12 protein-coding genes and 1 other annotated feature are annotated in these 14,077 nt (G+C 38.8%); all 12 genes read right to left on the bottom strand.

Features of this window, described 5'->3' with window-relative positions; translation table 11 throughout:
• Positions 1 to 121: 121 nt before the first annotated feature.
• Positions 122 to 3,718, bottom strand: coding sequence for a DNA-directed RNA polymerase subunit beta' (gene rpoC / locus NST91_RS00655; RefSeq protein WP_341329617.1), 3,597 nt, complete (start codon positions 3,716 to 3,718; stop codon positions 122 to 124).
• A 198-nt stretch (positions 3,719 to 3,916) separates the two neighbouring features.
• Entirely contained in the window at positions 3,917 to 7,486 is a 3,570-nt protein-coding gene (rpoB, locus tag NST91_RS00650; protein WP_341329616.1) for a DNA-directed RNA polymerase subunit beta, read from the bottom strand.
• A 450-nt stretch (positions 7,487 to 7,936) separates the two neighbouring features.
• Entirely contained in the window at positions 7,937 to 8,542 is a 606-nt protein-coding gene (locus NST91_RS00645) for a class I SAM-dependent methyltransferase (protein ID WP_341329615.1), read from the bottom strand.
• Between the two features lie 105 nt (positions 8,543 to 8,647).
• On the bottom strand, positions 8,648 to 9,010 hold the full coding sequence (rplL, locus tag NST91_RS00640) for a 50S ribosomal protein L7/L12 (RefSeq protein WP_121448805.1): 363 nt from the start codon (positions 9,008 to 9,010) through the stop codon (positions 8,648 to 8,650).
• Between the two features lie 61 nt (positions 9,011 to 9,071).
• Positions 9,072 to 9,572: a 50S ribosomal protein L10 gene (gene rplJ, locus NST91_RS00635; RefSeq protein WP_341329614.1), complete on the bottom strand. Its 501-nt coding sequence runs from the start codon at positions 9,570 to 9,572 to the stop codon at positions 9,072 to 9,074.
• Positions 9,573 to 9,648: 76 nt separating this feature from the next.
• Positions 9,649 to 9,778 (bottom strand) — a sequence feature (ribosomal protein L10 leader region).
• 62 nt (positions 9,779 to 9,840) lie between these two features.
• On the bottom strand, positions 9,841 to 10,530 hold the full coding sequence (rplA, locus tag NST91_RS00630) for a 50S ribosomal protein L1 (protein ID WP_341329613.1): 690 nt from the start codon (positions 10,528 to 10,530) through the stop codon (positions 9,841 to 9,843).
• Between the two features lie 157 nt (positions 10,531 to 10,687).
• Positions 10,688 to 11,113, bottom strand: coding sequence for a 50S ribosomal protein L11 (rplK, locus tag NST91_RS00625; protein WP_010285014.1), 426 nt, complete (start codon positions 11,111 to 11,113; stop codon positions 10,688 to 10,690).
• A 168-nt stretch (positions 11,114 to 11,281) separates the two neighbouring features.
• A complete protein-coding gene (gene nusG, locus NST91_RS00620) occupies positions 11,282 to 11,815 on the bottom strand; it encodes a transcription termination/antitermination protein NusG (protein WP_121448808.1) in 534 nt (177 codons plus the stop codon).
• Between the two features lie 146 nt (positions 11,816 to 11,961).
• A complete protein-coding gene (gene secE, locus NST91_RS00615) occupies positions 11,962 to 12,144 on the bottom strand; it encodes a preprotein translocase subunit SecE (RefSeq protein WP_099364807.1) in 183 nt (60 codons plus the stop codon).
• A gap of 36 nt (positions 12,145 to 12,180) precedes the next feature.
• Entirely contained in the window at positions 12,181 to 12,327 is a 147-nt protein-coding gene (gene rpmG, locus NST91_RS00610) for a 50S ribosomal protein L33 (RefSeq protein WP_121448809.1), read from the bottom strand.
• A gap of 294 nt (positions 12,328 to 12,621) precedes the next feature.
• Positions 12,622 to 13,275 carry an RNA polymerase sporulation sigma factor SigH gene (sigH, locus tag NST91_RS00605; RefSeq protein WP_121448810.1) on the bottom strand — a complete coding sequence of 218 codons (654 nt, stop codon included), beginning with the start codon at positions 13,273 to 13,275 and terminating at the stop codon, positions 12,622 to 12,624.
• Between the two features lie 292 nt (positions 13,276 to 13,567).
• Positions 13,568 to 14,077 (bottom strand): NYN domain-containing protein, encoded by a 510-nt coding sequence (locus NST91_RS00600; protein WP_121448811.1) that lies wholly within the window; start codon positions 14,075 to 14,077, stop codon positions 13,568 to 13,570.

Raw genomic sequence — 14,077 nt, 5'->3', positions numbered from 1 at the left:
CAGGTTTTAAGGAGCACCTTAGATATATTAACACCCTAAGAGAGGGATGTCAACTACAAGTAAATAAAATTATTTGGGCTTGTAGTAGACATCCGTGATCTTAGATATGCTCTTCTAACCTTTATTCAACACCAACAGTGTCTTCTTCTTGCTCTACAACTACCGGTTCTGCTCGTCGATAACGATTCATACCAGTACCTGCAGGAACAAGTTTACCAATAATTACATTCTCTTTTAGTCCTAGTAACTCATCACGTTTTCCTTTAATTGCAGCATCAGTTAGGACACGAGTTGTCTCTTGGAATGACGCAGCAGAAAGGAACGAATCAGTTTCAAGTGAAGCTTTAGTAATACCTAGAAGTACCGGTCTACCAGTAGCAGGAGCTTTACCTTCAAGTAATACCTTAGTGTTGGCATCCGTGAACTGATGTATATCAAGTAATGAACCTGGTAATACATCTGTCTCGCCTGCATCAGTAACCCTAACCTTACGAAGCATTTGTCTTACCATCACTTCGACGTGCTTGTCACCAATTTCAACACCCTGCATACGATATACTTTTTGAACTTCTTTTAAGAGGTATTCCTGAACAGCAGTTGTATTAGTAACCTTTAATAATTCTTTCGGATCAACAGAACCTTCCGTTAACACCTGACCACTTTCAACTTGTTGACCTTCAGCGACCTTCAAACGAGCGCCATATGGTGCGGTGTAAGAACGAGATTCTACGTCACCTTGGATTACAACTTCTTGCTGTCTGTCTTTTATTTCATTAATCGCGGTAACAATACCGTTGATTTCTGTGATAACAGCTTGACCTTTTGGATTTCTCGCTTCAAATAGTTCTTGAATACGAGGTAAACCTTGAGTTATATCGTCTCCTGCAACCCCACCGGTATGGAATGTACGCATTGTAAGCTGTGTTCCCGGTTCACCGATTGATTGTGCTGCAATGATACCAACTGCCTCACCAACTTCAACCTCTGATCCAGTTGCTAGGTTACGGCCATAACATTTTTTACATACGCCGTGGCGTGTGTTACATGTGAACGCAGAGCGAATCGTAACTTCTTCAACACCAGCATCAACAATTATTTTTGCGATATCTTCTGTAATTAGTTCGTTTTCCGCTACTAACACTTCATTTGTTTCAGGATGAACAACTTTCTTTCTTGCATAACGGCCATTGAGACGCTCTTCTAGAGGTTCGATAATTTCAGTTCCCTCTTTTAAAGAGCTCACAAGTAAGCCACGATCTGTACCACAGTCGTCCTCACGTACAATTACATCTTGTGCTACGTCTACTAGACGTCTTGTTAGGTAACCAGAGTCAGCGGTCTTAAGGGCAGTATCTGCAAGACCTTTACGAGCACCATGCGTAGAAATAAAGTACTCTAGTACCGTTAGACCTTCACGGAAACTAGATTTAATCGGAAGTTCAATGATACGACCAGCCGGGTTCGCCATAAGTCCACGCATACCAGCTAACTGTGTAAAGTTAGATGCGTTACCACGGGCACCGGAATCACTCATCATGAAGATTGGGTTGCGCTTATCAAGTGAAGCCATTAGCTTACCTTGAATTGTATCTTTTGCCGCACTCCAGATTGAGATAACTCGGTCATAACGCTCATCTTCTGTAATTAAACCACGTCTAAATTGTTTTAGTACGTTATCAACCTTTGATTGTGCCGTCGCTAAAATCTCTTCTTTTTCAGCTAATACAACAATGTCTGCTACACCAACAGTGATTCCAGCTTTTGTTGAATACTTAAATCCAAGATCTTTCATGCGATCAAGCATTTTAGAGGTTTCAGTAATTTTAAAACGTTTAAAGATTTCAGCAATAATATTACCGAGTATTTTCTTCTTGAATGGATCTATCTGTTCTAGATTTTGAATTAGTTCTTTAACATTCGCACCTTTAGGAACAAAATATTTTTCAGGTGTTTTCACTTCAAGGTTTGTTTTTGTAGGTTCGTTAATATACGGGAATGACTTTGGTAAAATCTCATTAAAAATCAACTTACCTACTGTTGTCATTAGCAACATGTTATTCTGTTCTTCTGTAAATGTTGGGTTCTTTAAGGAACTAGCATGAACCGCAACTCTTGTATGAAGATGCACATACCCATTCTGATAAGCAAGAATAGCTTCATTCGTATCCTTGAATACCATTCCTTCACCTACTGCGCCGGGACGCTCCATAGTTAAGTAATAGTTACCTAATACCATATCCTGCGATGGTGTAACTACTGGCTTTCCGTCTTTCGGATTTAGAATGTTTTGTGCTGCCAACATTAATAATCTTGCTTCAGCTTGCGCCTCTGAAGAAAGTGGTACGTGAACCGCCATTTGGTCACCATCAAAGTCTGCATTATACGCAGTACATACGAGTGGGTGAAGACGGATTGCGCGTCCTTCAACTAATGTAGGTTCGAATGCTTGAATACCTAAACGGTGCAATGTAGGGGCACGGTTTAAGAGAACCGGATGCTCCTTAATTACTGACTCAAGCACATCCCATACCTCTGGTTGCACACGTTCAATCTTTCTTTTCGCACTCTTAATGTTATGAGCAAGCCCTTTTTCAACTAGTTCTTTCATCACAAATGGTTTGAATAGTTCTAACGCCATCTCTTTTGGTAGTCCACATTGATACATTTTAAGGTTCGGACCTACAACAATTACGGAACGACCAGAATAGTCAACACGCTTACCTAAAAGGTTTTGACGGAAACGGCCTTGCTTACCTTTCAACATATGTGAAAGTGATTTTAATGGACGGTTACCAGGACCTGTTACAGGTCTGCCACGACGTCCGTTATCAATCAGTGCATCAACCGCTTCTTGAAGCATACGCTTTTCGTTCTGAACAATGATGCTTGGTGCGCCTAAGTCTAATAGACGCTTTAAGCGATTGTTACGGTTAATTACACGACGGTATAAGTCGTTTAAATCTGAAGTTGCAAAACGACCACCATCTAGCTGAACCATTGGTCGAAGTTCAGGAGGAATAACCGGTAGTACATCAAGAATCATCCATGAAGGCTCATTGCCTGAGTTACGGAATGCCTCTAATACCTCAAGTCGTTTAATTGCACGAGTTCTTCTTTGTCCTTGAGAGGTTTTCAACTCTTCTTTTAAACCATCTACTTCTTTTTCTAAATCGATATCAAGAAGAAGTTTTTTAATTGCTTCAGCTCCCATTGCAGCATGGAATGTGTTTCCGTATTTTTCACGGTATGCACGATATTCCTTTTCAGAAAGCAGTTGCTTTTTATCTAAAGGAGTATCTCCAGTTTCTGTTACAACGTATGAAGCAAAGTAGATTACTTCTTCAAGAGCTCGAGGGGACATATCTAAGACAAGTCCCATTCGGCTTGGAATTCCTTTAAAATACCAAATATGTGATACTGGTGCTGCAAGTTCGATATGCCCCATGCGTTCACGACGAACTTTTGCACGAGTAACTTCTACGCCGCAACGATCACAGACTACACCTTTGTAGCGAACGCGTTTATATTTACCACAGTGACATTCCCAGTCCTTTTGTGGTCCAAAGATTCGTTCACAGAATAACCCATCTTTTTCTGGTTTTAATGTACGATAGTTAATTGTTTCTGGCTTCTTCACTTCACCGAAAGACCATGAACGGATCTTATCTGGAGAAGCGAGGCCAATGCTCATGTATTCAAAATTATTAACATCTAGCAAGGGGCCTACCTCCCTTTTGATCTACAGGATTACCCTAATTGACCTTTGCTTTGAATGACAATCAAAAAACGTGCCTTGGCGTACTTGCGCCCGATTGTTTTCAAGCGTACTTGAAAAATTGTTTGAAAAATCGTGACATCCGCCGGAGGCTTAATTCATTATTCAGCAGGAGTATAACCCACTGCTGAATAATGAGATCTATTCCTTAACTACTGCGTTCTTTTCTAATTCTGGGTCGATTTGTTGGTCAGAATCAAGAGATATTCCCTCTGATTGACTAGCTTCCTCATCATCTTCTAAATCACGCATTTCAATCTCTTCTTCATCACCTGAGAGAATCTTCACATCTAATCCCAGTGACTGTAGTTCTTTAATCAATACTTTGAACGATTCAGGAACACCTGGTTCAGGTACATTTTCACCTTTCACGATCGCTTCGTATGTCTTCACACGACCAACAACATCATCGGATTTAACTGTCAGGATTTCTTGTAGCGTGTATGCAGCACCATAAGCTTCAAGCGCCCAAACTTCCATTTCACCGAAACGTTGTCCTCCGAACTGAGCTTTACCACCAAGTGGTTGCTGTGTAACAAGAGAATAAGGTCCAGTTGAACGAGCATGAAGTTTGTCATCAACCATGTGTGCTAGTTTAATCATATACATGACACCAACAGATACTCGGTTATCAAACGGTTCACCCGTTCTCCCGTCATATAAAACTGTTTTCGCATCACGTGACATTCCAGCCTCTTCTAGAGTATCCCAAACATCTTCTTCAGTTGCACCGTCAAATACTGGAGACGCAACATGAATACCAAGTTGTCTAGCAGCCATTCCTAAGTGCAGCTCTAGAACCTGACCGATGTTCATACGTGACGGAACCCCTAATGGGTTTAGCATGATGTCAATTGGCGTTCCATCTGGAAGGTATGGCATATCTTCTTCCGGAAGGATTCTTGAAATTACCCCTTTGTTTCCGTGACGACCAGCCATCTTATCGCCTTCGTGTATTTTACGTTTTTGAACGATATAGACACGAACAAGCTGGTTTACACCTGGTGGTAATTCATCTCCATCTTCTCGATTGAATACCTTCACATCAAGAACAATTCCTCCTCCACCGTGTGGTACACGAAGAGAAGTATCACGAACTTCACGTGCCTTTTCACCAAAAATGGCATGTAATAGACGTTCTTCAGCTGTAAGTTCAGTTACACCTTTTGGCGTCACTTTACCTACAAGTAAGTCACCGTCTTTTACCTCAGCACCAACACGGATAATTCCACGCTCGTCGAGATTACGTAATGCGTCTTCCCCAACGTTTGGAATATCACGTGTAATTTCTTCTGGTCCTAATTTTGTATCACGTGATTCAGATTCGTATTCTTCAATATGAATAGATGTATAAACATCATCTTTTACAAGTCTTTCACTCATGATGATGGCATCTTCATAGTTATATCCATCCCAAGTCATGAAACCAACAAGAACGTTACGCCCTAATGCTAGTTCACCCTTTTCCATAGAAGGACCATCTGCAAGGATTTCTCCTTTAACAACTTCATCGCCTTCTGTAACAATCGGGCGTTGGTTATAACATGTACCTTGGTTCGAACGAATAAATTTTAATAGACGGTATTTATCAAGGTCGCCTTTTACCTTTTGACCATCAACTTCTTGATAGCGACGAACCCAGATTTGTTTTGCTTCAACACGCTCAACAATACCAGGGTGTTTACAAATTACTGCTGCACCTGAGTCCTTACCAGATACATACTCCATACCTGTACCAACGAATGGAGCTTCCGGTTGCATAAGTGGAACAGCTTGACGTTGCATGTTCGCACCCATTAGTGCACGGTTTGAGTCATCGTTTTCCAAGAAAGGAATACATGCAGTCGCTGCAGAAACAACTTGCTTTGGCGATACATCCATATAGTCAATTCGGTCACGGTGTACAACAGTGTTCTCACCTTTGAAACGAGCGACTACATCTTCATCTAAAAATTCACCATTTTCACCCAAACGAGAATTTGCCTGAGCAGTTACATAGTTATCTTCTTCGTCTGCTGTTAAGTAATCAATTCTATCTGTAACCCTACCTGTTTCAGGATCAACTCTTCGATACGGAGTTTCAATAAACCCAAATCGATTCACCTTTGCATACGATGATAATGAGTTAATTAGACCGATGTTTGGACCTTCTGGTGTTTCAATCGGACACATACGACCATAGTGAGAGTAATGAACGTCACGAACTTCGAATCCTGCACGTTCACGTGTTAAACCACCAGGTCCTAATGCTGATAATCTTCGTTTATGTGTTAATTCTGCTAATGGATTTGTCTGGTCCATAAATTGTGAAAGCTGAGAGCTACCAAAGAACTCTTTAATAGAAGCGATCACTGGACGGATATTGATTAATTGTTGTGGAGTGATTGTATTCGTATCTTGAATTGACATTCTCTCACGAACAACACGTTCCATTCTTGATAATCCGATACGGAATTGGTTTTGTAGAAGCTCACCAACTGAACGTAAACGACGATTACCTAAATGGTCGATATCATCTGTATCTCCAACTTGATGTAACAAGTTAAAGAAATAGCTAATTGAAGAAAGAATATCCGCTTGTGTAATATTCTTAACGCCTTCTTCGATGTAGGCATTACCAATGACATTAATGACTTGTTCGCCATCTGGGTCATTTGGAGCGTAAATCTTTATAGACTGAAGTGTGATTTCTTCATCTATAACACCACCTGCTGGCTGAAGTGCTTTAAAACCAATACCATTCTCTAAGTACGGGATGATACGGTCTAGCGTTCTGCGGTCGAGAAGCGTGTCTTTTTCCACGATAATCTCACCAGTTTCAGGATCAACAAGCGTTTCTGCAATACGCTGATTAAACAAACGATTCTTAATATGAAGTTTTTTGTTGATTTTGTAGCGTCCTACACTCGCAAGGTCGTAACGTTTTGGATCAAAAAAGCGTGATTCCAATAAACTTTTTGCGTTTTCGACTGTTGGCGGTTCTCCAGGACGTAGACGTTCATATATTTCTAGTAATGCTTTTTCTGTACTTTCTGTGTTGTCTTTCTCAAGCGTGTTTCGTAGATATTCATTTTCACCAAATAAATCGATGATTTCTTGATCAGAGCCAAACCCAAGCGCGCGCAAAAGGACCGTTACCGGTAATTTACGAGTACGGTCGATACGAACGTATACAACATCCTTCGCATCTGTTTCATACTCTAACCATGCACCACGGTTTGGTATTACCGTTGCTGTAAAGCCGCGTTTACCATTCTTATCAACTTTGCCACTGAAATAAACACTTGGTGAACGAACCAATTGTGAAACAATTACACGTTCTGCACCATTGATAACGAACGTACCTGTTTCTGTCATGAGTGGGAAGTCACCCATAAATACATCTTGATCTTTTACTTCACCAGTTTCTTTATTGATCAAACGCACCTTTACTCTAAGTGGCGCTGAATAAGTAACATCTCTTTCCTTTGATTCCTCTACAGAATACTTTGGCTCACCTAAACTGTAATCAATGAACTCTAGAGATAGGTTACCTGTAAAATCTTCAATTGGGGAAATATCTTGGAACATTTCCCTAAGACCCTCATCAAGAAACCACTGATAAGAAGAGGTTTGAATCTCAATAAGATTTGGTAATTCTAAAACTTCACTAATACGAGCATAACTTCTTCGTTGGCGGTGTCGTCCATACTGAACTAGTTGACCTATCAACCCATTCACCCCTCATATCAAGCGTTATTAATCTTGCTATTTTATAAATACTTACTAGTTATAAAAGCCTACAAATAAACTAATATAAATAGTAAGAAGTAAACCGCAAATCAAAATGATAGGACACATAAAGCAGCCTATCAAATCCGACTTTTCCAAGCCAAATAAATGCTGTTCTTCTTTGTCTAAAAAGACCAAAATCAGCTATTTCAAGCCGAAAAAAGCCTATTTTATAGACAAAAAGAAAAAGGGTTTCTACTATGAAAACCACAATTCTAAAAAACAAACTATTGATTTTATCAGTTTTTCCATACATACTATATTTATACATATATTTAATTTTTTAGTTATACATGGAAAAACTACATATCGGCATTATATAATGCTACCACACGAGAAATACGCAGTCAACCTATTTTTTCATTTGTCAAGTGGAAATTTCCATATAGATTATTTCGTTCTCTTAGCTTTTATAATATGGTAACCTTTTTTTCTTTCAACAATCTCTACTTCTTCAAATACCATCTCAAGCTTCTCAATTGCAGAAGGAGCGCCTTGCTTCTTTTGAATTACAACCCACAATTCACCGCCAGTAACTAAATATTGATAGCTCTCTTCTAAGATATGATGCACCACTTTTTTCCCTGCGCGGATTGGAGGATTTGAAATAATAGCCGCAAAGCCTCGTTTTTCCACGCTTGCAAATAGATCACTTTGGTGTATATCAACATTTGTGACCTTGTTTATTTCCGCATTTTTTATTGAAAGCTCGATTGCCCGTTCATTCACATCAATCATTTCTACAAGACGATCATTATGTACTTTTGCAAGCGCAAGACCAATCGGACCATACCCACAACCAACATCTAAAAACGGACCAGGAACTGTAGGGGCTTTAAACTCCTCCACTAATAATCGAGATCCAAAATCAACTTCATTTTTTGAAAAAACTCCACTATCGCTTGTAAAAGAAAATGAGTTTCCTTTTAAGACAAAGACTTGAGTTTTTTGATTACTTGCCACAGTGGGTTTACTAGTATAGTAATGTTCGGCCATTAATATATCTCCCAACATAAGAGTATATGAACAGTATACCCATTTCATTCATACTTGATAAAAAAAGCCCGCTTAATAGCGAGCTTTTTCTTACGTTACTTAAAATTACTTAACTTCTACGCCAGCTCCAACTTCTTCAAGTTTAGCTTTAACTTCTTCAGCTTCTTCTTTAGAAACGCCTTCTTTGATTGCTTTTGGAGTGTTGTCAACAAGTTCTTTAGCTTCTTTTAAGCCAAGACCAGTGATTTCACGTACAACTTTGATAACTTTGATTTTTTGTGCACCAGCGTCTGCTAATACAACATCAAATTCAGTTTGCTCAGCAGCAGCTTCAGCTCCGCCACCAGCAGCTACAGCTACAGGAGCAGCAGCAGTTACACCAAATTCTTCTTCAATTGCTTTTACTAGGTCATTTAGTTCTAAAACAGTCATGCTTTTAACTGCTTCAATGATTTGTTCTTTAGTCATTAGAAAATCCTCCTTAGTTAATTATCCTATTTGAATTTCGAATTGTATAATTGTATTACGATTAGGCGCCTTGCTCTTCTTTTTGGTCTGCAACTGCTTTAGTAGCAAGTGCAAGGTTACGAATCGGAGCTTGAAGTACGCTAAGCAACATAGAAAGTAAACCTTCGCGTGATGGTAGATCAGCAAGAGCTTTAACTTCCTCAAGAGTTGCAACATTTCCTTCAATAACACCTGCTTTGATTTCTAATGCTTCATGCTTTTTCGCAAAATCATTAAGAATTTTAGCAGGAGCAACTACATCTTCATTACTGAATGCAATTGCGTTTGGTCCTGTTAATGCATCATTTAAACCAGCAAGTTCAGCTTGTTCTGCAGCACGTCGAGTTAATGTGTTTTTGTACACTTTAAAATCAATGCCCGCCTCACGAAGTTGCTTACGTAGTTCTGTTACTTCTGCAACAGATAGACCGCGATAGTCGACAACGATAGTTGATTTACTTTCACGTAATTTGTCTGCAATTTCAGTTACGATTTGTTTCTTTTGTTCTACTGCATGACTCATTCTTTTACACCTCCTGTGAGTATTTTCGCAACACTTGAAACCGTTCGGTGTTAGAGGGCGTTCATGAAGAACACGTTTCTAGATTAAAAAACCTCTATGTCGAGTAGACATAGAGGTAGTAATGATCAAGTAATATATACTACACCTCGGTAGGAAAATTAAGCTATCGAAGCACCTACTGTCTACGGTACAAATGCTATTCATTTGTTAACAACAAAATCTATTATATGAAATGCTCTTGTAAAAGTCAATATCCACTTTTTTCTAATTAGAATGTAGAAGCGTCAACTTTTACGCCAGGTCCCATTGTAGATGATACAGCAACGTTTTTCATGTAAGTTCCTTTTGCTGCAGATGGTTTAACCTTAAGCATAGTTTCATAAATTGTAGTGAAGTTCTCAATTAGTTTTTGATCATCAAATGAGATCTTACCAATAGGAACGTGAATGTTTGAAGATTTATCAATGCGGTATTCAACTTTACCAGCTTTGATTTCATTGATTGCTTTTGTTACATCAAAAGTAACAGTTCCTGTTTTAGGGTTTGGCATTAAACCTTTAGGTCCTAATACACGACCGAGTTTACCAACTTCACCCATCATGTCAGGAGTAGCTACGATTACATCGAAATCAAACCAACCTTGGTTGATTTTGTTGATGAACTCGCTATCGCCAACATAATCAGCTCCAGCAGCTTCTGCTTCTTTTGCTTTTTCACCTTTAGCGAAAACTAATACACGTTGAGTTTTACCAGTACCGTTTGGTAGAACAACTGCACCACGAATTTGTTGGTCAGCTTTCTTAGGGTCTACTCCTAAACGGAATGCAACTTCTACAGTCGCATCAAATTTAGCTGTACTTGTTTTCTTTACTAATTCAATTGCTTCTGCAACTGAGTAAGCTTTTGTACGGTCTACTAATTTAGCAGCTTCTACGTACTTTTTACCTCTTTTTGCCATTTTAATTTCCTCCTCAATTGTGGTTTTAACGGAATAACCTCCCACGCCAAGCGTGACAGTACATTTTATGTACTGACGCTAGACAGAACAAAGGTTGCGAACGAAAGAAAAGTAATGTTCCATCCGCAACCCCCGAACAAATTGTAACAAATAGGAATTAGTCTTCGATAACAATTCCCATGCTACGAGCAGTACCTTCAACCATACGCATTGCAGATTCAACATTTGCTGCATTTAAATCAGGCATTTTTGTTTCTGCAATCTCGCGTACTTTATCACGCTTAACTGTTGCAACTTTATTACGGTTTGGTTCACCAGAACCAGACTCAATACCAGCTGCTTTCTTCAAAAGAACTGCAGCAGGAGGAGTTTTTGTAATAAATGTAAATGAACGATCTTCATAAACTGTGATTACAACAGGAATAATTAAACCAGCTTGTTCTGCTGTACGAGCGTTGAACTCTTTACAGAATCCCATGATATTAACACCTGCTTGACCTAGTGCTGGCCCAACCGGTGGTGCTGGGTTTGCTTTACCCGCTGGAATTTGTAATTTAACCTCTTTAATTACTTTTTTAGCCACGAGACACACCTCCTTAAAGTCCGTGATGTGGTAATAGGGTTTTACCCTCCCACTCATCTATTCTTTATAATCAATAAAGAACGTTAGCATAGTTAGTCTCAACATTTTGAGACATACTGACCTATGCAATATTACCACTTTTGATTTACAATATCAAGTTTTTCTTCATTAGATTTTTTCAATTTGTGTAAAGTCCAATTCAACTGGGGTTTCACGACCAAACATATTGACAAGTACTTTTACCTTTTGCTTATCTACATCTAAATCTTCGATAGCACCTGTAAAGTTTGTGAATGGACCTTCTTTTACACGAACTGTTTCTTTTAGTTCAAAATCAATATCAATAGGTCTTTCATCCATTCCCATTCTCTTAAGGATGAATGTTACTTCTTCAGGTAAAAGTGGTGTTGGTTTTGAGCCTGAACCCGCAGAACCAACGAAACCTGTAACTCCTGGAGTGTTACGTACTACATACCAAGAATCATCTGTCATGATTAATTCTACTAGAACATAACCAGGGAATACCTTCTTCTTAACAATTTTCTTTTTTCCGTTCTTGATATCAGTTTCTTCATCTTCCGGAACAATAACGCGGAAGATTTTATCTTGCATGCCCATTGATTCGACACGTTTCTCTAAATTTGCTTTTACTTTATTTTCATACCCTGAATACGTATGAACAACATACCAATTCTTTTCCATAAGTTTAGGACTGCTTGTCCTTCCCTCCCTTTACTGGGTTTAAACATTCTTGACATTCTATTTTTTGCAATTAAAAAAACCCGTAACCGGGCTTTCGTAAACACTCTTTGTTCTCTATTCATCATTATACCATGAGTGAACGGGGTTTATTCAAGTACTAAACGAATTAATTCGGAAATTCCAAGATCAACCACTGCAAAAAATACCGATACAAAAATTACTGTTGTTAATGTTACAATTGTATAACGTGTGAGTTCTTTTCTTTTCGGCCAGCTTGTTTTCTTCATTTCTCGAACAATTTCACGAAAAAACTTGGTTATGTTTTTCATCCATGTAACCTCCAACTTTATCAAAACAATCCTAATCTATTTCGTTTCACGATGATTCGTGTGAGAATTGCAAGTCTTACAAAACTTTTTCATTTCAAGTCGTTCAGCTGAAGCGCTATTCTTCATGGTCGTATAATTTCTACTACCACATTCCACACAGGCTAAAATTACCTTTTTACGCATTTTATCACCTACACTATCAAATACGCCTTGGCGTATTTGCGCCCGATGAAAATCGTGGCATCCGCCGGAGGCTTATCTTTATTCAGTTATGGTATGTGCATCCCACTGAATTGAATATCATTACTCCTATCGGCCCTTCACTTAAAAAGATAGGGACTTCTGAATAAAAGTTAAAATGCAGCTTGCATCTTTATTTATGAGAAATGTCTCAATTTCCTTAAAAATGTAACACAGGCATGATTTATATGTCAATACTAGGACCTGACTGTAAATAATGGTTAAAAACGGTTTCGTTTATAACTTAATCTCTTGAATTTCTAAGTACCGTTCTAATTTACGTTTGACTCGTTGGAGAGCATTATCTATAGATTTCACATGACGATTTAAATCCTCTGATATTTCCTGATAGGACCTTCCGTCCAGATATAAGGATAATACCTTACGCTCTAGATCACTTAGGAGCTCTGCCATTTTTAATTCTATGTCATCAAACTTTTCCCTGTTGATGATTAATTCTTCAGGATCCAAAATCTTCGCACCTGATATAACATCCATTAATGTACGGTCAGATTCTTCATCGTATATCGGCTTGTCCAAAGAAACATAAGAATTAAGAGGTATGTGCTTCTGCCTTGTCGCGGTTTTGATTGCAGTAATAATCTGACGTGTAATGCAAAGTTCTGCAAACGCTTTAAAAGAGGAAAGTTTGTCCTCCTTAAAATCACGAATTGCCTTGTATAGCCCGATCATACCTTCTTGAACAATATCTTCACGATCTGCCCCTATTAAAAAGTATGATCTGGCCTTTGCACGCACGAAATTTCTATACTTGTTAATCAAATAGTCCAATGCTTCACTTTCACCAGCATGGACCAATTCCACGACTTCCTCATCATCTAGTCGGTCATAATATAATCTGTTGCCATAATCATCGAAGCTTGAACTCACACCGATCCCTCCGACCTACCTTAGAAGTTGTTTCTTGCCAAAAACGCTAATGAATAAAGTTAATACGTAATGTTCGTAAAATTCTTTATCCTAAAATTACGATTTTAAAAAGAGGATGAAAAGGACCAAGAATTTCGAGGCGGTGAAGCTTTGAGTACCGGAACGTATGCAGTTAATACGTGAGGAACGCAAAAGCAAGCCAACGAAGAAATTGGACGCGTCATTTTTATCCGACTTTTTAAACATCTTCTAGAAATATTATACAGGAGTGCTTTTCCAAGCGTCAACCCGCTCAACGCTGTCCTCGACGCCATTTTTCAAATATTTCTGCAATTTCGTCGGAAAGTGGTATTTTTGATACACTTTTTTCTTGATATGTTTTCTTGACGTCTTTTTGAATTCCAGACTCTACTACTTCCATCTCAGTTAGTAATTCTCGGGCCGATTTCCTTAGGGCACCTTGTCCAAATATCTGCCATTGTTCGGTATAATCAGAAGTCGCTACATGGATTTGTGTTTTAATATTATTTAATTGTTGTGCTAGCTTTTCTATCCGTTCATCCGCCGTTTCATTTTCACGCGTAAAAATAACTTCGATTTTTCGACTTTTCATTTTTGATTCAATTCCTGGTACGAGGTGTGCATCAAATACAACGATCACCTTAAATCCTGTATATGCCTGATATTCAGCCATCTTCTCGATTAACAAATCACGCGCTGCTGAAAAGTCCTTTGTTTTAAGATGACGTAGTTCTGGCCATGCACCTATAATGTTGTAGCCATCTACCAGCAGAATATCCAT

The sequence above is a fragment of the Ferdinandcohnia sp. FSL W7-1320 genome, from assembly GCF_038050315.1.
Classification (GTDB): Bacteria; Bacillota; Bacilli; order Bacillales; family Bacillaceae_L; genus Ferdinandcohnia; species Ferdinandcohnia aciditolerans.
Note: the sequence above shows the minus strand (reverse complement) of the source record. Positions and strands in the feature narration are given on the sequence as shown.

Excerpts from the sequence above, each read along its gene's own strand:
- NST91_RS00645 (WP_341329615.1), bottom strand. The coding sequence starts at position 8,542 with ATGGCCGAACATTACTATACTAGTAAACCCACTGTGGCAAGTAATCAA.
- rplA (WP_341329613.1), bottom strand. The coding sequence starts at position 10,530 with ATGGCAAAAAGAGGTAAAAAGTACGTAGAAGCTGCTAAATTAGTAGAC.
- NST91_RS00600 (WP_121448811.1), bottom strand. The coding sequence starts at position 14,077 with ATGGATATTCTGCTGGTAGATGGCTACAACATTATAGGTGCATGGCCA.
- rpmG (WP_121448809.1), bottom strand. The coding sequence starts at position 12,327 with ATGCGTAAAAAGGTAATTTTAGCCTGTGTGGAATGTGGTAGTAGAAAT.
- rplJ (WP_341329614.1), bottom strand. The coding sequence starts at position 9,572 with ATGAGTCATGCAGTAGAACAAAAGAAACAAATCGTAACTGAAATTGCA.
- nusG (WP_121448808.1), bottom strand. The coding sequence starts at position 11,815 with ATGGAAAAGAATTGGTATGTTGTTCATACGTATTCAGGGTATGAAAAT.
- secE (WP_099364807.1), bottom strand. The coding sequence starts at position 12,144 with ATGAAAAACATAACCAAGTTTTTTCGTGAAATTGTTCGAGAAATGAAG.
- rplL (WP_121448805.1), bottom strand. The coding sequence starts at position 9,010 with ATGACTAAAGAACAAATCATTGAAGCAGTTAAAAGCATGACTGTTTTA.